Origin of the sequence: Micromonospora solifontis (assembly GCF_003725545.1) — a bacterium.
Lineage (GTDB): Bacteria > Actinomycetota > Actinomycetes > Mycobacteriales > Micromonosporaceae > Micromonospora > Micromonospora solifontis.
The window spans coordinates 1-19,087 of record NZ_RJLN01000016.1; the positions used below are offsets into that span (position 1 = coordinate 1).

Below are 19,087 nucleotides of genomic sequence, written 5' to 3' on the forward strand. Positions count from 1 at the left end.
CGATCTTCGCGGCGCGGCGCGGCGCGGCGCGGGGTGGGGCGGCGCGGGGGTCAGAAGGCGCAGGCGATGACGAGTTCGGTGGTGCGGTCGGGGAGGAGGTCGAGCTTGGCGATCCGGCCCGCCGACCTGAGGTCGTCGGCGACCAGGGTGAGCCGGTCGAGCAGGGCGGCCGGGCCGAGCGCCTCGGCCAGCGGCACCTCCGCCTTCATCGACAGCTTCCGCTCCGACTTGGCCCGGCGCACCTGACCCAGCGCGTCCGCGGCCAGCCGCAGCAGCTCCGGGTCAGCCGGCCCCCGCACCGCCCGGCCCACCTCGTAGGTGGTCGGCCAGGTCGCCCGGTGCACCGAGCCGTACCGCCACCAGGACCACACCTCCTCGGTGACGAAGGGCAGCACCGGGGCGAAGAGGCGCAACTGCACCGACAGCGCGGTGGCCAGCGCCGCCCGGGCCGAGTCGGCCCCCGGCCCGGTGCCGTAGGCGCGCTCCTTCACCAGCTCGATGTAGTCGTCGCAGAACCGCCAGAAGAACGCCTCCGTGGCCATCAGCGCGGCCGTGTGGTCGTACCCGTCGAAGGCGGTGGTCGCGGCGGCGACCACGCCGGAGAGTTCGGCGAGCATGGCGGTGTCCAGCGGCGCGGTGGCCGACAGCTCCAGGTCGCGGCGCGCCGAGCCGGAGTTGTCCGGGGCGCGCAACGCGTCGGCGGCGCCCAGCCCGAGCACGAACTTCGACGCGTTGAGCAGCTTGGTGGCGAGCCGGCGACCCACCTTGATCTGCGCCGGGTCGAAGGAGAGGTCCATGCCCGGCTTGCCGTTGGCCGCCCAGTAGCGCACCGCGTCCGAGCCGTGCTGCTCCAGCAGCCCCATCGGGGTCACGACGTTCCCCTTGGACTTGGACATCTTCTTCCGGTCCGGGTCCAGGATCCAGCCGGAGAGTTCCACGTCCCGCCAGGGCAGCACGCCGAACTCCAGGTGGGAGCGGACCACGGTGGAGAAGAGCCAGGTCCGGATGATGTCGTGGCCCTGCGGGCGCAGGTCCATCGGGAAGACCCGGCGGAACAGGTCCGGGTCGGTCTCCCAGCCGCCGACGATCTGCGGGGTGAGCGACGAGGTCGCCCAGGTGTCCAGCACGTCCGGGTCGCCGACGAAGCCGCCCGGCACGCCGCGCTGCTCCTCCGCGAAGCCCGGCGGCGGCTCGCTGGTCGGGTCGACCGGGAGCATCGACTCGTCCGGGGTGAGCGGCTGCGACCAGTCCGGCTCGCCGGCGTCGTCGAGCCGGTACCACACCGGCACCGGCACGCCGAAGAACCGCTGCCGGCTGACCAGCCAGTCGCCGGTCAGGCCGCCCACCCAGTGCTCGTAGCGGTGTCGCATGTGCTCCGGCACCCAGTGCAGCTCCCGGCCCCGGGCCAGCAGATCGTCCCGCAGGCCGGCGTCGCGGCCGCCGTTGCGCAGGTACCACTGCCGAGTGGAGACGATCTCCAGCGGCCGGTCGCCGCGTTCGTAGAACTTGACCGGGTGGGTGATCGGGCGCGGCTCGCCGACCAGGTCGCCGGCGTCGGCCAGCAGCTCCACGATCGTCCGCCGGGCGCCGTTGACGGTCTGCCCGGCCAGCGCCGCGTACGGCTCTGCCGGCACGCCGGCCGGCGGCTCGGGAAGCAGCCGCCCGTCGCGGCCGATCACCACCCGGGTGTCCAGCTGGAGTTCCCGCCACCAGGTCACGTCGGCCAGGTCGCCGAAGGTGCAGACCATCGCGATGCCGGTGCCCTTGGCCGGGTCTGCCAGCGGGTGCGCGCGCACCGGCACCTCGACCCCGAAGACCGGGGTACGCACCGTGCCGCCGACCAGGTCCGCGTACCGCTCGTCGCCGGGCTGGCAGACCAGCGCCACGCAGGCCGGCAGCAGCTCCGGCCGGGTGGTGTCGATCAGCACCTCCCGGCCGTCCGGCGCGTGGAACCGCAGCCGGTGGTACGCGCCGGGCCGCTCCCGGTCCTCCAGCTCCGCCTGGGCGACGGCGGTGGCGAACCCGACGTCCCAGAGCGTCGGCGCCTCGGCCTGGTACGCCTCGCCCCGGGCCAGGTTGCGCAGGAACGCCCGCTGGCTGGTCGCCCGGGCCACCCGCCCGATCGTGGTGTACGTCAGCGACCAGTCCACCGACAGCCCGAGCCGCCGCCACAGCGCCTCGAAGACCTTCTCGTCCTCCGCCGTGAGCAGCTCGCACAACTCGATGAAGTTGCGCCGGGAGATGGTGGTCGGATTCTTCCGGGCGTCGTCGCTCACCGGCGCGGCCGGCGGCCGCCAGTCCGGGTCGTACGGCAGGGCCGGGTCGGGGCGCACCCCGTACACGTTCTGCACCCGGCGCTCGGTGGGCAGGCCGTTGTCGTCCCAGCCCATCGGGTAGAAGACCGTCCGCCCGCGCATCCGCTGGAACCGGGCCACCATGTCGGTGTGCGTGTACGAGAAGACGTGCCCCATGTGCAGCTCGCCCGATACGGTCGGCGGCGGGGTGTCGATCGCGTACACGTCCTGCCCCCGGCCGTCCGGGATCGGCGCGTCCGCCGCCGCGCCGTGACCCCGGACAGCCGCTCTGGTGCGGTCGAACGCGTAGGTGCCGTCCTCCTGCCAGCGGCGCGCCCAGGTCTCCTCGATGCCGTCCAGGGTGGGACGCTCGGGGACACCGGCGCGGGCCGTCCTCGCCGTATCGGTCATCGCCCGATCGTAGGCACCCGGTGACGGACGGCTCCACACCTTTGCCGGCTACCGGCGTCCGGGCGCGGCGGGCGGCCGTGATCCGGGCTCTGCGAGGCCGGGCGGCGCGCCGGACCGGATGCGGGCCGGTCCGCCGCCGCGCCGCGACCCCGGACCGCGTCCCGCCCGGCGAGCCCCCGGGCGGGACGCGGTGGCGCGGTCAGCGGGCGAGGCCGGCCCCCGGGCCCCGGGTGGCGAGCTGGAAGTAGCCCGGGCCGCCCTGCAACGCGTTGACCCGGGCCAGGATGGTGGAGACCGGGGCGTAGTGGTTGCGCTCGTCCGGGTTGGTGCACGGGCCCGAACCGGGGTCGCCGTCGGAGAGGATGCCCAGCGCCTTGCCGTCGGACTCGGTGAAGAGCGGGCCGCCGCTGTCGCCGGGCCGGGCGCAGATGTGCACGTCGATGCCCCCGCCGGTCTTGTCGTAGATCTCGCCGCAGCGGGTGCCGGGCACGTAGCCGGCCCCGGCACCGGAGTCGACGTAGACCTCGCCGGACTTCGGCGTGTAGCCGGACCCGGTCGCGCAGACCACCCAGCCGGTCTGGATCGCGCTGTACGGCACGTACCCGGTGATCGGCACGTCCCGGCTGGCCGTGCAGGCCGGGTTGTCGGCCACGCACCAGTAGTTGACCAGGCTCGGCCCGGCGGCGCCCGGGTACTGCCAGCGCTGCAGCGCCCCCGGCTGGTACGGCATGATCGCGTAGTCGTTCGGGAAGGCGTTCTCGGCCAGCACCGGGGCGGTCGACTCGACCGAGACCGGCACCTTCGGCCCGAGGTACTGGTGCCACGTCTGGTCGACGTGCTGGTGCCGGCCGCCGACCACGCAGTGCCCGGCGGTCAGGATGTACCACTGCCCGACCCGGGAACGGATGTTGAAGCCGACGGTGCAGCCGCCGACCGTGCCGTCGTCGCGCGGCACGTCCAGCCGGATGCCGCCGCGCATCGGCGCCTGGGCGCAGTAGCGCGGGTCGCACGCCTTCGGCACCACACCCGCCGGGCGGGGCCGGGCAGTCGCGGGCACGCCGGCGGCGGCGAGCGCCGCGGTCAGCCGGCTGTCGTCGGCGGCGATCCGCCCCCCGGTGAGCACCGCCAGCGCGTTGCGCCGCGGGTCCACCACCACGTCCTCGCCAACGGTCCCGCCGAGCGTGGTGGCCAGCCGGGCGGCGGCGTCGGTGAGCCGGCGCAGCGGGTGCCGTACCGTCACCACCCGTACGTGCGCGGCGTCCGGTGCGTCGGCCACGGCCGCCCGTACGGCGGCCGGGTCGGTGGCCGCGACGACGAGCACCCCGCCGGCGGTCTGGTCCAGCCACATGCCGCCGTAGGTGCCGGGCTGGTCGGCGGCCAGCCGGTCGGCGAGCGGGCCGGAGTACTCCTGCAGGGCGAGCCGCCGGGCCGCCTCGGTTGCCGAGACGCCGTAGCGCTCGCGCAGGTAGCCGACCGAGGCGGGGGCGGCCGCGGCCACCTGGGCGGCCGGCCGGGCGGCGGTGGTCGCGGCGGCGCCGGTGGACGCCGGACGGCCACCGGGGCTGGTCGTGCCGCCGCCGCGGCTGCCGAGGCCGGCCTGCGCGGTCGCCGTCGGATCGTCCACCGGGCCGTGCACCGGGTCGTCGACGCCCGGCCGTTCGACGGCGGTGGCGGCGACCGGTGCCCGGTCGGCGTCGCCGCCCTGGCTCACCCCCACCGCGGTCGCCCCGATCGTGCAGGCGACCGCCACTCCGGCAACAATCACGCGTCGGCGGATACGCACGCCGCGAACCTCCCCGTGTCGGCGATGCCGATCGGCCCGTCGGCGTCCCGCGTCGGGTCGCCCCGGAGCGGAGCCCGGGACGGGCCGATCGATGATCGCGAAGTCTAGCCGCAGCACCGCTCGCCGGCCGCCCCGTGCGCTCAGATCAGCGAGTCCCGCCACTGGCGGTGCAGGGCGGCGTACCGGCCACCGGCGGCGGCCAGCTCGGCCGGCGACCCGTCCTCGACGATCCGGCCGCCGTCCAGCACCAGCACCCGGTCGGCGGTCTCCACCGTGGAGAGCCGGTGCGCGATGACCAGCGCGGTGCGGTCCCGCAGCACGGTGCGCAGCGCCCGCTGCACCAGGCGTTCGGTGGGCACGTCCAGCGACGAGGTGGCCTCGTCCAGGATCAGCACGCGGGGATCGGCGAGGAACGCCCGGGCGAACGCGACGAGCTGGCGCTGCCCGGCCGAGAGCCGGCCGCCCCGGCGGCGCACGTCGGTGGCGTACCCGTCGGGGAGCGCGGCGATGAAGGGGTGCGCGCCGATCGCGCGGGCGGCGGCCTCCACCGCCGCGTCGTCGGCGTCCGGCCGGCCGAACCGGATGTTCTCCGCCACCGAGCCGCTGAACAGGTGGTTCTCCTGGGTCACCAGGACGATCGCCCGGCGCAGTTCGGCGTCGGCCAGGTCCCGCAGGTCCACCCCGTCCAGGCTGACGGTGCCGGCGACCGGGTCGTGGAACCGGGCGAGCAGCTTCGCCACGGTGGACTTGCCGGCGCCGGTCGGTCCGATCAGCGCGACGGTCTGCCCCGCCGGCACGGTCAGCTCCAGCCCGGCCAGGATCGGCGTGTCCGGCCGGTAGCCGAAGGTGACCGACCGGAAGGCCACCGCGCCCCGGCGCGGGTCCGTGGGGAGCCGCACCAACCGTTCCGGCTCGGCCACCGCGGGCCGCTCGTCGAGCACCCCGGCCAGCTTCTCCAGCGCCGCCGTGGCCGACTGGAGGGCGTTGTAGAACTGGCTGAGCTCCTCCATGGGCTCGAAGAAGCGGCGCAGGTAGAGCAGGAACGCGGCGAGCACCCCGACCTCCGTCGCGCCGCCCAGCACCCGGGCGCCGCCGTAACCGAGCACCAGCGCGGCGGTCAGGTTGCCGATCAGCCGGATGCCCGGCGAGTAGACCGCGATCAGCCGGAACGCCGCCAGGCTGGCCTGCCGGTAGTCGTCGTTGACCGCGGCGAAGATGCGCTGGTTGCGCGACTCCCGGCGGTACGCCTGCACCGCCCGGATGCCCCGCAACGACTCGACGAAGTGGACGATGACCAGCGCCACCGCCTCCCGGGTCCGGCGGTACGCCCCGGCGGAGGCGCGGGCGAACCAGCGGGAGAGCAGGAACAGAAACGGAAAGGCCAGCAGGGTGACGGCGGCCAGCGGCGGGTCCAGCCAGAGCAGGATGCCCGCCACCGACAGCACCGACAGCGCCGCCATCACCAGCTTGTCGACGCCGCCGTCGACCAGCTCGGCGATCGAGTCCAGGTCGCTGGTCAGCCGGGACACCATGCGGCCGGAGGTGTACCGCTCGTGGAAGCCGACGTCGAGGCGGAGGAAGTGGGCGTACACCCGGCGGCGGAGATCGAGCAGCACGGCCTGGCCGATCCGGGCGGAGCGGGAGAGGAAGCCGCGCCGGGCCGCGTACTCCGCGCCGGTGGCCCCGGCGAAGGCGGCGGCGACGGCGATCAGCGGACCGGCGTCACCGGCCCGCAGCGGACCGATGCCCCGGTCGATGCCGAGCATGACCAGGTACGGGCCGGCCATCGCGGCGGCGTTCTGCACCAGCAGCAACGCCACCGCCAGACCGAGCCGCCCCCGGTGCGGGCGCAGCAGCCGGCCGAGCAGCGCCCGGCTGCGGGCGCGGAGCCGGGCCACCGCCTCCGGCGTGGTGTCCTCGGCCCGGCTGCGGTCCGCGTCCGGGTCGGTGGCCCGCCCCCGCCAGCGGGACAGGTCGACGTCGTCGTCGGGGGGCCGGCGCGGCCGGGGGACCGGGGGTGGCCCGCCCGGCGCGCCGGTCACGAGTGCACCAGGCCGACGCCGCCGTGCTGTCGCTCCGGCTCGGCGGAGAGCACCGCCCGGTAGGCGGGCACGCCCGCCAGCAGTTCGGAGTGGGTGCCGACGGCGACGATCCGTCCGCCGTCGAGCAGCGCGACCCGGTCGGCGAGCGCCACCGTGGACGGCCGGTGCACCACCAGCAGGGCGGTGGTGTCCCGCAGCACCCGGCGCAGCGCCGCCTCGACCAGCGCCTCGGTGTGCACGTCGAGCGCGGAGAGCGGGTCGTCGAGGACGAGCAGCGCGGGCCGGCCGAGCACCGCCCGGGCCAGCGCCAGCCGCTGCCGTTGCCCACCGGAGAGGGAGAGCCCCTGCTCACCGACCCGGGTGGCCAGCCCCCACGGCAGCCGGTACGCGAATTCGGCCTGGGCCAGCGCCAGCGCGGCGCGTACCTCGTCCTCGCCGGCGTCCGGCCGGCCGAGGGTCAGGTTCTCCCAGACCGACATGGAGAAGAGGGTGGGCTCCTCGAACGCCACCCCGACCAGCCGGCGCAGCGACCCGAGCCGCAGGTCGCGCAGGTCGTGCCCGTCCAGCGTGATCCGGCCGGCGGTCACCTCGTGCAGCCGGGGGACCAGCGAGAGCAGCGTGCTCTTGCCGCAGCCGGTCGCGCCGACCAGGGCCAGCGTCTCGCCCGGCTCGATGGTCAGGTCGATCTCGCACAGCACCGGCGACCCGGCGCCCGGGTAGCCGAAGGCGACCCGCTCGAAGCGCAGCCGGCCCCGGACCTGGCCGCGGTCCAGCGCCCGGGCGTGCGGCGCGTCCACGATGGTCGGCGGGGTGTCCAGCACCTCCTGGATCCGGTCGGCGGCGGTCGCCGCCTCCTGCCCGTTGGCGATGATCCAGCCGAGCGACTGCACCGGCCAGATCAGCATGAGCTGGAGGCTCACGAAGGCGACCAGCTCGCCGATGGTGAGCTCGCCCCGGGCGACCGCGGCCGCGCCGGCCACCAGCACCACCCCGAGGGTCAGGTTGGGCACCAGGTCGAACAGCGCCGAGGTCCGGGCCAGCAGCCGCGCCTTGTCGAGGCCGATGTCGTGCAGGGTGCGGGCGCCGGTGCCGAACCGGGCGGCCAGCTCCGGCCCCCGCCCGTACGCCCGCATGGTGCGCAGTCCCTGCGCGGTCTCCTCGACCAGGGTGGCCACGTCGCCCTGCTGGTCCTGCATCCGGCGGGAGGCCGCGTGGTAGTGCCGGGCGAACCGGCGGCTGATCAGGAACAGCGGCACCGCGCTGGCCGCCACCAGCAGGCCGAGCCACGGGTGCAGCCGGATCAGCAGCACCACCACGGCGGCGTAGGTGACCAGGTTGAGCACCAGGAAGAGCAGGCCGAAGGAGAGAAACCGGCGGATCACCGACAGGTCGCTGGTGATCCGGGAGAGGAGCTGGCCGGACTGCCAGCGGTCGTGGCACCCGGCCGGCAGGCGTTGCAGGTGGGCGTAGAGGTCGGCCCGGAGCGCCGCCTCCATGCCGACCGAGGAGGAGGACTGGGTCCACCGCCGGATGAAGATCAGCACCGCCTCGGCCACGCCGAGCAGGAGGGCCAGGGCGCCGAGCCGGAGCAGGCCCGTCCCGTCGTGCCGGGCCACCGGCCCGTCCACCACCCGCTGCACCACGAGCGGCACCGCGAGGCTCGCCGCCGTGGCGGCCAGGGCGGCGAGCAGCAGCCAGGCGAACTCGGTGGCGTAGGGACGCAGGTAGGGACGCAGCCGCCAGAGGTTGCGCAGCGGGTGGGTGCGGGCGTCGTCACGCGCCGCTGGGCTGCCGTCGCTCTGCGCAGGCACTACCCGACGGTAGCGGCAGGGGGTGACCGCCCCGCTGTCAGCTTCCCGTCAGGCGTCCCTCATGCCCGAGAAGCCACTTCTTCACGTCCAGCCCCCAGCGGTAGCCGCCGAGCGTGCCGTCGGTGCGCAGCACCCGGTGGCAGGGGACGAAGAGCGCGGCGGCGTTGCGGGCGCAGGCCGCCGCGGCGGCGCGTACCGCGGCGGGCCGCCCGGCCAGCCCGGCGAAGCCGGTGTACGTGACGGGCTCGCCCGGCTTGACGTCGCGCAGCACCCGCCAGGCGTGCGCCAGGAAGGCCCCGTCGGTGTGCTGTTCCACCTCGACCATGTCGATCGCGGTCAGGTCGCCGGCCAGGTACGCCCGGACGGCGGCGCTCACCGGGCCGAGGTCGGCGCGTTCGCGCAGGTCCCCGCGGAGGCTCGGGTGGGTCAGCGGCACCAGGGCCGCCGGGTCGGCGGTGAAGCCGGCGGCGCGTACCGCTCCGGACGGGCCGGCGAGGACGCTCAGCGGGCCGGCCGGGGTCTCGATGACGATGCTGTCCAGGGTGCTCATGCCGCTCTCCAGAGTCGGATCACCGCGTACGACCGCCAGGGGCGCCAGCGGTCCGCGTAGGTGTTCAGGGTCTTCGGGCCGCCCGCCAGGCCGAGCGCGGTCGCGCCCCGGCGTACGCCCAGGTCCGTGGGGAGGAGGACGTCGGGGTCGCCGAGGGCCCGCATCGCGACGTAACCGGCGGTCCACGGCCCGATCCCCGGCAGCGCGACGAGCCGCCGGACGGTCTCCTCCCGGTCGCCACCCGGTTCCAGGTCCAGTTCTCCCTCGGCGACGGCCCGGGCCAGCCCGCGCAGCGTCTCCCGCCGCGCCGCCGGCATCCGGAACGCGCTGTCCGGCAACCCCGCCACCTCCTCCGCGCCCGGGAACGCCGCAAGCTCCCGTCGATCATGAAGTTGGCTGCTGTTTCGGAGATCGACTTCGCCGTCAACCTCATGATCGACGGAGCGGCCGGGGCCGGTGGCGGTGAGGAGGTGGGTGAGGGTGGTGCGGGCGGAGGCCAGGGAGATCTGCTGGGTGGTGATGGCGCGGACGGCCATCTCGAAGCCGTCCACCGCGTGCGGGAGGCGGACGCCGGGTTCCGCGCCGACCGCGGCCGCCAGGGCGGGGTCCCCGGCCAGGGTGGCGTCGATCGCCACCGGGTCGGCGTCCAGGTCGAGCAGGCGACGGCAGCGGGCCACCGCGGGGGACAGGTCGCGCAGGTCGGTCAGGCGCAGCGTGGCCGCCACGTACCCGTCCGCCGGGGTCAGCGCGATGCTGCCGGCGCCGTGCGGCAGCCGGACCCCCCGCCGGTACGTGCCGTCGCGCACCTCCTCCACGCCGGGCAGCGCCCGCACGGCGAGGAAGTCCAGCAGCGCCGCCGCGTGCAACGGCGGCCGGTACGCCAGCCGCAGCGAGATCGTCCCCGCCCCGCCCGCCACCGGCCGCCCGCCCCGAGTGACCCGCAGGTCGGACGGGGCGGCCCCGTACACCTCGCGGACCGTGTCGTTGAACTGCCGGACGCTGCCGAAGCCGGCGGCGAACGCGATCTCGGCCATGCCCAGGCCGGTGGTCTCGATGAGAATCCGGGCGGTCTGCGCGCGCTGCGCCCGGGCCAGCGCCAGCGGCCCGGCCCCCAGCTCGGCGTGCAGCATCCGGTGCAGGTGCCGCTCGGTGTAACCGAGCCGGGCCGCCAGCCCCGGCACCCCGTCCCGGTCGACCACCCCGTCGGCGATCAGCCGCATCGCCCGCCCCACCACGTCCGCCCGGACGTCCCACTGCGGCGAGCCCGGCGCCGCGTCGGGGCGGCACCGGCGGCAGGCGCGCAGCCCGGCCCCCTGCGCCGCCGCGGCGGAGGGGAAGAACCGGACGTTCTGCCGTTTCGGCGTCATCGCCGGGCAGGACGGCCGGCAGTAGATCCCGGTCGAGGTCACGCCGGTGTAGAACCACCCGTCGAACCGCTGGTCGCGGCTGTCGACGGCGCGGTAGCACCGCTCAAAGTCCAACTCCACGCCACCGATACTGCCTCGCAGGTCCAGCCCCCGGCTGGCGGGATTCGGACCTGGCCGTCCACGCCCGCACCCGCCTCCGGGCCCGCCCGCCTCCGCGCCCGCCCGCCTCCGGGCCCGTTGCCGGGCCCGCCGGCCGTCGCCCCCGTCCCCCGCCCTGCCCGCAGCCCGGCCGCCGGCCGTCGCCCCGTCCGTCCGGGCGGCCGCGGCGCGGATTGCCGCATCCCGGGGCCTCCGCTCGCCCGGCGGCGCTGACCTGCGGCAACCCGGGAAACCCCGGCGCCGCAACGGGTTCCGGCGCGGAAAGTGTCGGTAGTGGTCGGTAGGGTCCCGCCACCAACTCAAGAAAAGGTGCGGGAAATGGCGAGCGTGGCCGGGCGAGGTGCCCGCTGATGCGGTCGGGGCGGATCCGGCTGGACCGCGCGGTGGTGCAGGGCTTCTACGACCGGATGCGGGTGGTGGCGCCGGCCGCGTACGGCGCGATCGAGCGGGACCGGGCCGACGGCCCGGGGCGCGCCTTCGCCGAGACCGCCTGCGGCCGGCTCGCCGGCTCGCTCGAGGCGGCGGAGCTGCGCGCGCTCGGCATGTGGGCGCACCACTGGTGCGTGCGCTTCTACGACGACGACACCCGGGTCGGGTTGCGGCTGCTCCGGGAGATCGCCGGCCGGCGCGGGCTGGGCTGGACCGTCGACGAGGTGCGCTGGCTGCTCGACCGGTCGTACGCGGCCGGCCCCGCGGCGGTGCACCGGTTCGACCTGCCGCGTGCCGCCGCGGCCGACCTGCCGCCCGGCGTCCTGCCGGAGTGGGGCGACGAGGCCACCGACCTGTCCCGCCTCCTCGCCGGCTGACCTCGCCGGCCCCGCCGACCGGGCATGATGATCGTGACCATCGCCGACCTGAGGGGGAAACCGTGCCCGCCAGCGCACCGACCATCGTCGCCACCAGCATGGGCTTCAGCAGCCGCCGCCGCGGCCCGTTGGACGTCCGGCCCGGACCGGTCTTCGAGCTGATGGCCGAGCTGGCCCAGGCCGGCGACGCGCCGAGGATCTGCTACCTGAACCAGGCGGTCGGGGACCAGCCCACCTCGTTGACCCTCTTCCACGGCGCCTTCGCCGGCACCCCGTTCCGCGCCTCCCACCTGGCCCTGTTCCCGATGCCCAACGTCGACGACATCCGGGCGCACCTGCTCGCTCAGGACGTCATCTGGGTCGGCGGCGGCAGCGTGGCCAACCTCTGCGCGGTGTGGCGGGTGCACGGGCTGCCGGACATCCTGCACGAGTGCTGGCAGGCCGGGGTGGTGCTCGGCGGCGTCTCCGCCGGGTCGATCTGCTGGCATCTCGGCGGGGCCACCGACAGCTACGGCCCGGAGCTGCGGCCGTTCACCGACGGGCTCGGCTGGCTCCCGTACGGCAACGGCGTGCACTACGACAGCGAGGAGCAGCGCCGCCCGCTGATGCACCGGCTGGTCGCCGAGGGCACCCTGCCGACCAGCCACTGCACCGACGACGGGGTCGGGCTGGTCTACCGGGGGACCGAGCTGGTCGAGGCGGTGGCCGACCGCGAGGGCGTGGCCGCGTACGAGGTGACCCGTGCTCCGGACGGCACCGCCCGGGAGACCCGGATCGAGCCCCGGCTGCTGGCCGCGCGGTCCGGCTGAGCCCGGCGGCGGGCACCCACGGTGACCGCCGTCCCTTTTCCCGGCTTTGGTGCACCTGCCTGCCCGCTGCCGGCCGCGAACCGCGTAAGCTGGCTCGTCGTGAGTCTCACCATCGGCATCGTCGGCCTGCCCAACGTGGGCAAGAGCACCCTGTTCAACGCGCTGACCAAGAACGACGTGCTCGCCGCGAACTACCCGTTCGCCACCATCGAGCCGAATGTCGGCGTGGTCGGGCTCCCCGACGAGCGGCTGACCAAGCTCGCCGAGATCTTCTCCTCGCAGAAGGTGCTGCCGGCGCCGGTCTCGTTCGTCGACATCGCCGGGCTCGTCCGGGGCGCCTCCAAGGGGCAGGGCCGGGGCAACGCGTTCCTCGCGAACATCCGCGACGCCTCGGCGATCTGCCAGGTGGTGCGGGCCTTTTCCGACCCGAACGTGGTGCACGTCGACGGCAAGGTCTCCCCGGCCGACGACATCGAGACGATCAACACCGAGCTGATCCTGGCCGACCTCCAGACCCTGGAGAAGGCGCTGCCCCGGCTGGAGAAGGAGGCCAAGCTCCGCAAGGACCGGGCCGCCGCCGTCGAGGCCGCCAAGAAGGCGGTCGAGGTCCTGGACAACGGCACCACCCTGTACGCGGGCGCGGCCGCCGCCAAGATCGAGCTGGAGCACCTGCGCGAGCTGCACCTGCTCACCACCAAGCCGTTCCTCTACGTGTTCAACGTCGACGAGGCCGAGCTGGGCAACGCCGAGTTCCTCGACGAGCTGCGTGCCCTGGTGGCGCCGGCCGAGGCGGTCTTCATGGACGCCAAGATCGAGTCCGAGCTGGTGGACCTGCCCGAGGACGAGGCCCGCGAGCTGCTGGAGTCGATCGGCCAGTCGGAGCCGGGCCTGGACCAGCTCGTCCGCGTCGGCTTCCGCACGCTCGGGCTCCAGACGTACCTTACGGCCGGACCCAAGGAGGCGCGGGCCTGGACCGTCCCGGTCGGGGCGACCGCGCCGGAGGCCGCCGGGGTCATCCACAGCGACTTCCAGCGCGGCTTCATCAAGGCCGAGGTGGTCTCCTACGCCGACCTGGTCGAGGCCGGATCGATGGCCGCGGCGAAGGCCGCCGGCAAGGTCCGGATCGAGGGCAAGGAGTACGTCATGCAGGACGGCGACGTGGTGGAGTTCCGCTTCAACGTCTGAATCCGGCATCAGGCGCCCGTGCCCGGTGCAGACAGGCGAAGTGGCGTTGCGGTGCCAGGTAGCCTCCTGGGCATGCCGAGATATCGGATCCGCCCGAGTAAGGCAGAGTTCCTACTCGCCGCGGTGGGACGCTGATCCTCCTCTTCGGCATCACCCAGTTCGTCAGGCAACCCTTCTCCTGGTTCTTCGTGGTCTGGGTGGCCGGCGGGATCGCGATCCTCGGAGCGCATCTGCGGGGCGGGTTGGGTAAGGGGAGTGGCCACTGGCTGGTCACCACCATCGAGGTTGACGAGAATGCCCGCTCTCCAGATGACGCCCAGATGACAGTCAGCCGGTTCCCCTGACTGCGGAGTGAACCCCGAGCGGCGAACCTTCCAAGGCAGTGGCCTGGGCGCGAATCGTGACTTCGGCCCTGCCTCGCATGCAACCTTCTCGGGTCCCAGGCGGTACTACCCGGTGACCGACTGAACAGAAGGGCGGGCACGTGATCACACCGGAGGGCTTCGACGACTTCGTCGTCACCCGGTCACCGCGGTTGTTGCGCACCGCGTTCCTGCTCACCCGCGACTGGGCGTCGGCCGAGGACCTGTTGCAGACCGCGCTGGCGCGGGCCTGGGAGGCGTGGCGGCGCATCGACGGTGACCCGGAGCCGTACGTGCGGCGAATCATCGTGAACGCGTACGCGTCGTCGTGGCGGCGCCGATGGCGGGGTGAGCTGCCCACGGCCGACCTTCCGGAGATGTCGGTCGAGGCCGACCCGCACGCCGGCCTTGACAATCGGGACAGCCTCTGGCGGGCGCTGGGCCGGCTACCCCGGCGGCAGCGTGCCGTGCTCGTGCTGCGCTATTTCGAGGATCTCTCCGAGATCGAGATCGCCGAGGTTCTCGGTTGTTCGGTCGGCACGGTCAAAAGCCAGGCCAGCCGGGCTGTGGCCAAGCTTCGCCTCGACGAGACGCTGACGCCGGAAGGGATGCTGGGATGAACCTGACCGACCTGAAGCAGGTGCTCGACGAGCACTCCGGCGACCCGGCCGAGCACGTCATGCACCACCTGCGACTGCAGGGCGTACGCGCCAAGGTGGTCGCCCGCCGGCGCCGGCGCGTCGCGACCTGGGCGGCATGCGCGATCGTCCTCGTGGCCGGCGTCGCGGCGGCCGCCGTCGTGCCCGGGCTGCACTCCGACGTCACCCCCACCCCGGCGGACAGCCCGCCGCCGGTACGCACGATCGAGGGATTCCCGGAGTACGCGAACGGAGCACGCGTCGTGGCCGCGAAGTCCGCCGAGCTGTCTCAGCAGCGCCTCGAACTGACGATCGTGCCGACCACTCTCGATCTCGTCGTCTTCAACCGCTGCGACGGCTCGGGAGAGCGGGTCGGGATTCTGCAGAAGGTGACCGTCAACGGGCGCGAGTTCACGTCGGGCGGCTGCGGCGGTGCCTACCGATCCGCGGACTGGGCCGAGATGGGTGTCACGGTCGGCTCGCCCGCCACCTTCGTCGTCACGATCACCGGAGCAGAACGGTTCGACGACACCGGCGTCGTCGGTGTGCCGATCCCGCACAGCGGCACCTTCGCGCTCGCGGTCGGTGAGCGGATCCCGTTCGACCGGTACCCGCTGCCACCCCGGCCGTCAGGAACGCTCGCCCCACTGTCCGAGGTGCTGCCCTCCGGCTGCAGCGAGGCGCTCTGCCCGGACGCCGTCATCATCAGATCCGACGCCGCGGACCCGACCCGACCCGTACGGCGGACTGTGACGTGGAAGACGCTCGACTCGATCGACATGGTCGCCCAGACGCCTGGGCTGCTCCACCTCCGCATCAACGGTGTGGAGATCACCACCGGCGAGTGGTGGGACTACGCGATGACCGGCAACGGCATGTACGGCGACAAGGGTGGTGACTGGAAGCGCGAGTTCGGCCTCGACCTGCACCCGGGCGACTCGGCGACGATCGAGATCGTGCCCGAGCACATCACCGGCGCCTGGCAGGTCGTCCTCTCGCCGGACCGAGCGGGCGGGGGCGGGTGACGCCGCGCAGGGGCAGCTGACCCATCGCGGAAGAGCGAACGGAACCGGAACCGCTGGCCGCGGCCGATTGCGATCTCGGCTCGGCCGGTCCGACGCTTGCGGCCCACGCGTTCCTAGCTCTTTGATCTCCAGCCCTGTGCTGCGACGATGCTGGTCATCGACGCGGCTGTGCGCGTCTCGTTGCGACGAAGGAGCCAGAGTTGCAGCTGCCCCGCGAGCCTCACCCCGTCGACGGTCGGGCTTGATCTTTTCCATGATCGTATGTGCCGGTTTTGGAACGATCGCGGCGAGCGGATGGAACGGCGATGCAGGGCGGTTCCAGCCGGTCGCGGCAGTGCTCGCCATCGTGCTGTTCGCGTGCTTTCTGATCATGTTTGCGGTCTTCTGCGTCGGGTGGCTGATGCGCGGGCACGAGTTGTGGCGCGAGGGGCGGCGAGGGGAGACCGGCCAGGACAACGATTGAGGGGCCGTGGTGGGCCGTGGGGGTCGGGTCAGCCCTCCCGGAGGGCGTCGTCGATGCCGGTCTCGCGGCGGCCGAGGTGGACGGGGTCGCGGCCGGAGAGCACGTCCACCGCCGCCTTCACCGCGGCGCCGTACTCGCGAACGGAGCCGATCCGCCACTTGGAGTATTGGCGGACGGTGTCGTCGCCCACGCCGTTGGCCTCGATACCGAAGTGTCGGCACAGCGCTACGGCGCGGGGCAGGTGGAAGGACTGGGTCACCACCGTCATCCGGTCCACCCCGAAGATCCGCTTGGCTCGCGCGCACGAGTCGTACGTGTCGAAGCCGGCGTAGTCCAGCACCACCTTGCCCGTCGGCACGCCCCGGTCGACCAGCCAGCGCCGCATCGCCTCGGGCTCGTTGTAGCCGGCGTGCATGTTGTCGCCGGACACCAGGATCGCGTGGACCTTGCCGGCGGCGAACAGCCGCTGCGCCAGCTCCAGCCGGGCGGCGAGGAACGCCGACGGTGTGCCGTCCGCCTCCACCTTGGTGCCCAGGACCAGGGCGACCGGCGCGTCCGGCACGTCGGCCTCGGTGAAGATGTGCCCCTCGGCGCCGCCGCGGAGCCATGCCACGCTGGCCACGCTGCCGCCGGTCGCCAGCATCGCGCCGGCCGCGACCGCGAGCAGCGCCCAACGCACCCATCGGACGTTCCACCACCGTTTGACGAGCCCGAACCGTCCCCGCATGGGCACGATTATCGCCGGAATGCGGATCGCCGACGTTCCCGTCGCCGCCCGGCCGGCTGGCTTTGGGTGCGTATATCGAAAGTTGTGCCGCTGACGTGCCCGTCAGGAGGAGGACGCGATGGGGAGCGGCATCCGCTGCTCGCGTGGCTGGACGTGCCTCGCTGTACGCCGACCCGCGCGGTGCGCACCGGGTCTCCCTCCGGCAGGGGCAGCGGCGGAAGACCGGGAGGTGCAGACTGCCGCCGTGGCGATGACTCCGGCGCGGCGTATCGAGGTGGTGCGGCTGCTCGTGATCGGCGCCGTGGTGACTCTGGTGGCGCGGCCCGTGACCTGGATGGTGACCTTCGGGTTCCTGGGCCCGGGGTTCGGCTGGTTCGACTACGCCGCGTGGGCCGCCAGCGGCGGCGGCGGGCGGCGGGCGGTGATCGTGATGGTGTGGGCCCTGCCCGCAGTCGCCGTGGTGGTCGCGCTCAAGGTGGCTCAGCAGGTCCACCGGGGTTCGGCCCGTGCCGCCTGTGCCGTCCCTGCGCTGGGCTTTATCTTCCTTTCTGCCACGGTGTTGTACCTGATCAGCATCGCGGTGGTGGGGCTGCTCCACGGCCATCTGGTTGATTCGGCCACCCTGGCGACGGCCATGTTCGTGGTCGGGCCCGTGGTGGGGGTGCACCTCTATCTGCTGCGGCTGTGCTGGCGGATCTGGCGCTGGCGTCCGGGCGGCGCCTGAGATCAGACCGCCCGGGCGACGACGATCAGCTCGCCGTCGTCGCGCGCCCTGACCGGCTCGCCGGCCCAGCCGCCGTACACCCGGTCGACGGTGAAGGCAGCGACCGCCTGGGACTCCCGCAGCTCCGCCTCGGTGCGGAACCGCAGCGTGCCGGGGCTGCGCAGTGCCTCCCCGCCGGGGAGCAGGTAGTGGGGCAGTAGGCCAGCGCGCCGTCCAGCAGGGCACGCCGCAGGTCGGCGAGAGCGCCCGCCCACTCGTCGTCGCCTCGGATCTCCTGCGCCACGTGGCTGGTCAGCAGGGCCAGGTCGAACGCGGCGTCGGGCAGTTCCTCGGCGGTGCCCTCGATCCAGGTGACCTGCCCGGCGCCGGGCTTGGCGCGGGCCGCGTCCAGGGCCGCCCGGGCCGGTTCGACCCCGGTGACGGGTGGCCGGCGGCGGCCAGGGCCAGGGGTGAGCCGCCCGGTGCCGCAGCCCGGGTCAACGACCCGAGCCGCCGGCGTCTCGGCCGCGAGGCGGAGGAAGAACTCGTCGTCGCGCCCCCACGGGTTCTCGGCGTCGTAGAGCGCCGCCAGCCGGTCGTCCATCAGGAGATGTGGTGGAGGATCACGTTGTGCACGTGGTGGCTCTTCTGCGCGCCCCGGAACTCGACCTCGTAGGTGTGCGTGCCGACGTGGATGGCGATCGCCCCGGTGGAGAAGAACGAGCCGCCCCAGGACTTGTTGCTCACCACGCTCACGCTGGTGATCTTCGAGTACGGGATGCTGGTGATGGCGTACTTCTTGCCGACGAAGGAGCGGTCCTGGATGATCACCCGCCGGTCGGTCAGGCCGATGAACCCGGTACCCGCGCCGATCGCGTCGTAGACGGCGATGATCTGCTCGCCGGCCAGGAGGCCGCTCTGGATCTGCTGGAACTGTTCCCTGCGGTCGTACGTCGGACTCGCCATGGGTCCGACGGTAGGTGGACCGTGCCAGTCGACTCAGGGCGTGGTGACCGCGCGGACCGCGTCCTCGATGCGGGCGGCGAGCAGGACCTCGCCCTCGGTGAGCGGCTCGCCGTCGCCGTGGCCCACCCTGATCTGCGTACGGTCGGCCCGGCGGCTGATCTCGGGGCGCAGCCGGAGCGCGTCCGCGACCACCGCGACCCGCTCGGTCAGCGCGGCGTGCTGGGTGTCGTCCAGGACGAGGGTCCGGCGGATCTGCTCACCCTCGCGGGTCCACCCGGACAGCAGGGCGAGGGCGTCGCTGAGGTAGTCGTGCTTCGACCTGCTGTTGAACAGCACGCGCATCACCGCACCTCCCAGGCGTCGTTGCCGGCTTGTGGCCAAATCGTCGCCATCCCGTGTCCTCGTCGACGACCTCTAGTCTGTCGTCGCGCGGATGGTGTGTCCACGCCCACACTTCCGTCTTCTGTTGGCCTGACGTCGGCCTCAGCTACCCAAACCGCCGATTGATCTGGCACGCTGGACGGCCGTGCGGACCGAACGGGTTAGCGGTAACGGGCAGGCGGAGCGACGGGAACCGAAGGTGGTCGTCGGGGCGGCGATCATCGCGGACGGCAGGGTGCTGGCCTGCGCCCGCTCCGCACCCCCGGAGGTGGCCGGCCGCTGGGAGTTCCCCGGCGGCAAGGTCGAGCCGGGCGAGGGCGAGATCGCCGCGCTGGTCCGCGAGTGCGCCGAGGAACTCGACGTACGCGTGGAGATCGGCGCGCGGCTCGGCCGCGACGTGCGGATGGCCCACGGCCGTTCCGTCCTCCGGGTGTACGTGGCCCGCCTCCTCCATGGTGACCAGCCGAAGGCCCTTGAGCACTCCGAGCTGCGCTGGCTCTCCGCCGCCGAGCTCGACAGCGTGCCCTGGCTCCCCGCCGACGCGCCGATCGTCGCCGCGTTGCGTCCCCTGCTCACCAACGGCTGAGCGGCGGGAGCGGACACGG

The 19,087-nt window shown here is 73.8% G+C and carries 17 protein-coding genes and 2 pseudogenes; 8 read left to right on the plus strand and 11 right to left on the minus strand.

Annotated features, from left to right (window positions below):
* Positions 1 to 50 precede the first annotated feature (50 nt).
* The 7 genes and pseudogenes from valS to EFE23_RS08000 form a co-directional block, all read right to left on the minus strand.
* Positions 51 to 2,705 carry a valine--tRNA ligase gene (gene valS / locus EFE23_RS07975; protein WP_123240260.1) on the minus strand — a complete coding sequence of 885 codons (2,655 nt, stop codon included), beginning with the start codon at positions 2,703 to 2,705 and terminating at the stop codon, positions 51 to 53.
* Between the two features lie 199 nt (positions 2,706 to 2,904).
* The gene (locus tag EFE23_RS07980) at positions 2,905 to 4,470 is read right to left on the minus strand and encodes a trypsin-like serine protease (protein ID WP_148058421.1); all 1,566 of its coding nucleotides are present in this window, start codon (positions 4,468 to 4,470) and stop codon (positions 2,905 to 2,907) included.
* 158 nt (positions 4,471 to 4,628) lie between these two features.
* Positions 4,629 to 6,530 (minus strand): ABC transporter ATP-binding protein, encoded by a 1,902-nt coding sequence (locus EFE23_RS07985; protein ID WP_123240262.1) that lies wholly within the window; start codon positions 6,528 to 6,530, stop codon positions 4,629 to 4,631.
* Positions 6,527 to 8,341, minus strand: coding sequence for an ABC transporter ATP-binding protein (locus EFE23_RS07990; protein WP_123240263.1), 1,815 nt, complete (start codon positions 8,339 to 8,341; stop codon positions 6,527 to 6,529). The genes EFE23_RS07985 and EFE23_RS07990 overlap by 4 nt, the downstream gene beginning before the upstream one ends.
* Positions 8,342 to 8,378: 37 nt before the next feature.
* On the minus strand, positions 8,379 to 8,891 hold the full coding sequence (locus tag EFE23_RS07995) for a methylated-DNA--[protein]-cysteine S-methyltransferase (protein WP_123240264.1): 513 nt from the start codon (positions 8,889 to 8,891) through the stop codon (positions 8,379 to 8,381).
* Positions 8,888 to 9,265, minus strand: a pseudogene (locus EFE23_RS29725) (DNA-3-methyladenine glycosylase family protein); the annotation flags it as partial. The gene EFE23_RS07995 and the pseudogene EFE23_RS29725, both read right to left, overlap by 4 nt.
* An 89-nt stretch (positions 9,266 to 9,354) precedes the next feature.
* Positions 9,355 to 10,378 (minus strand): annotated as a pseudogene (locus tag EFE23_RS08000) (bifunctional transcriptional activator/DNA repair enzyme AdaA); the annotation flags it as partial.
* A gap of 389 nt (positions 10,379 to 10,767) precedes the next feature.
* Between EFE23_RS08000 and EFE23_RS08005 the strand changes: the two are divergent.
* From EFE23_RS08005 to EFE23_RS27995, 6 genes are all read left to right on the plus strand, one after another.
* The gene (locus EFE23_RS08005) at positions 10,768 to 11,223 is read left to right on the plus strand and encodes a hypothetical protein (RefSeq protein ID WP_123240266.1); all 456 of its coding nucleotides are present in this window, start codon (positions 10,768 to 10,770) and stop codon (positions 11,221 to 11,223) included.
* A 62-nt stretch (positions 11,224 to 11,285) separates the two neighbouring features.
* The gene (locus EFE23_RS08010; protein ID WP_123240267.1) at positions 11,286 to 12,032 is read left to right on the plus strand and encodes a Type 1 glutamine amidotransferase-like domain-containing protein; all 747 of its coding nucleotides are present in this window, start codon (positions 11,286 to 11,288) and stop codon (positions 12,030 to 12,032) included.
* Positions 12,033 to 12,131: 99 nt separating this feature from the next.
* Entirely contained in the window at positions 12,132 to 13,217 is a 1,086-nt protein-coding gene (gene ychF, locus EFE23_RS08015; protein ID WP_123240268.1) for a redox-regulated ATPase YchF, read from the plus strand.
* Positions 13,218 to 13,701: 484 nt separating this feature from the next.
* Positions 13,702 to 14,199: a SigE family RNA polymerase sigma factor gene (locus tag EFE23_RS08020; protein ID WP_123240269.1), complete on the plus strand. Its 498-nt coding sequence runs from the start codon at positions 13,702 to 13,704 to the stop codon at positions 14,197 to 14,199.
* Positions 14,196 to 15,242 carry a hypothetical protein gene (locus EFE23_RS08025; protein ID WP_123240270.1) on the plus strand — a complete coding sequence of 349 codons (1,047 nt, stop codon included), beginning with the start codon at positions 14,196 to 14,198 and terminating at the stop codon, positions 15,240 to 15,242. The genes EFE23_RS08020 and EFE23_RS08025 overlap by 4 nt, the downstream gene beginning before the upstream one ends.
* A 241-nt stretch (positions 15,243 to 15,483) precedes the next feature.
* Positions 15,484 to 15,705, plus strand: coding sequence for a hypothetical protein (locus tag EFE23_RS27995; RefSeq protein ID WP_148058422.1), 222 nt, complete (start codon positions 15,484 to 15,486; stop codon positions 15,703 to 15,705).
* A gap of 28 nt (positions 15,706 to 15,733) precedes the next feature.
* Here EFE23_RS27995 and EFE23_RS08030 read toward each other — a convergent pair whose 3' ends face one another.
* Positions 15,734 to 16,432: a SanA/YdcF family protein gene (locus tag EFE23_RS08030; protein ID WP_123240271.1), complete on the minus strand. Its 699-nt coding sequence runs from the start codon at positions 16,430 to 16,432 to the stop codon at positions 15,734 to 15,736.
* Between the two features lie 244 nt (positions 16,433 to 16,676).
* Between EFE23_RS08030 and EFE23_RS08035 the strand changes: the two genes are divergently transcribed.
* Entirely contained in the window at positions 16,677 to 17,156 is a 480-nt protein-coding gene (locus EFE23_RS08035; protein WP_148058423.1) for a hypothetical protein, read from the plus strand.
* Positions 17,157 to 17,181: 25 nt separating this feature from the next.
* Here EFE23_RS08035 and EFE23_RS08040 read toward each other — a convergent pair whose 3' ends face one another.
* Genes EFE23_RS08040 through EFE23_RS08050 form a run of 3 tightly spaced genes read right to left on the minus strand, consistent with a single transcriptional unit; the run spans position 17,182 to position 18,443 of the window.
* Positions 17,182 to 17,739: a class I SAM-dependent methyltransferase gene (locus tag EFE23_RS08040; protein ID WP_199736965.1), complete on the minus strand. Its 558-nt coding sequence runs from the start codon at positions 17,737 to 17,739 to the stop codon at positions 17,182 to 17,184.
* Positions 17,739 to 18,101, minus strand: a complete 363-nt coding sequence (locus EFE23_RS08045; RefSeq protein WP_123240273.1) for a PH domain-containing protein — start codon at positions 18,099 to 18,101, stop codon at positions 17,739 to 17,741. The genes EFE23_RS08040 and EFE23_RS08045 overlap by 1 nt, the downstream gene beginning before the upstream one ends.
* Positions 18,102 to 18,134: 33 nt before the next feature.
* Positions 18,135 to 18,443, minus strand: a complete 309-nt coding sequence (locus tag EFE23_RS08050) for a 4a-hydroxytetrahydrobiopterin dehydratase (protein ID WP_123240274.1) — start codon at positions 18,441 to 18,443, stop codon at positions 18,135 to 18,137.
* 184 nt (positions 18,444 to 18,627) lie between these two features.
* Between EFE23_RS08050 and EFE23_RS08055 the strand changes: the two genes are divergently transcribed.
* Positions 18,628 to 19,068, plus strand: coding sequence for a (deoxy)nucleoside triphosphate pyrophosphohydrolase (locus tag EFE23_RS08055; RefSeq protein WP_199736966.1), 441 nt, complete (start codon positions 18,628 to 18,630; stop codon positions 19,066 to 19,068).
* Positions 19,069 to 19,087: the final 19 nt, after the last annotated feature.

Excerpts from the sequence above, each read along its gene's own strand:
- valS (WP_123240260.1), bottom strand. The coding sequence starts at position 2,705 with ATGACCGATACGGCGAGGACGGCCCGCGCCGGTGTCCCCGAGCGTCCC.
- EFE23_RS07995 (WP_123240264.1), bottom strand. The coding sequence starts at position 8,891 with ATGAGCACCCTGGACAGCATCGTCATCGAGACCCCGGCCGGCCCGCTG.
- EFE23_RS08005 (WP_123240266.1), top strand. The coding sequence starts at position 10,768 with ATGCGGTCGGGGCGGATCCGGCTGGACCGCGCGGTGGTGCAGGGCTTC.
- EFE23_RS08025 (WP_123240270.1), top strand. The coding sequence starts at position 14,196 with ATGAACCTGACCGACCTGAAGCAGGTGCTCGACGAGCACTCCGGCGAC.
- EFE23_RS08030 (WP_123240271.1), bottom strand. The coding sequence starts at position 16,432 with ATGCGGGGACGGTTCGGGCTCGTCAAACGGTGGTGGAACGTCCGATGG.
- EFE23_RS08040 (WP_199736965.1), bottom strand. The coding sequence starts at position 17,739 with ATGGACGACCGGCTGGCGGCGCTCTACGACGCCGAGAACCCGTGGGGG.
- EFE23_RS08045 (WP_123240273.1), bottom strand. The coding sequence starts at position 18,101 with ATGGCGAGTCCGACGTACGACCGCAGGGAACAGTTCCAGCAGATCCAG.
- EFE23_RS08050 (WP_123240274.1), bottom strand. The coding sequence starts at position 18,443 with ATGCGCGTGCTGTTCAACAGCAGGTCGAAGCACGACTACCTCAGCGAC.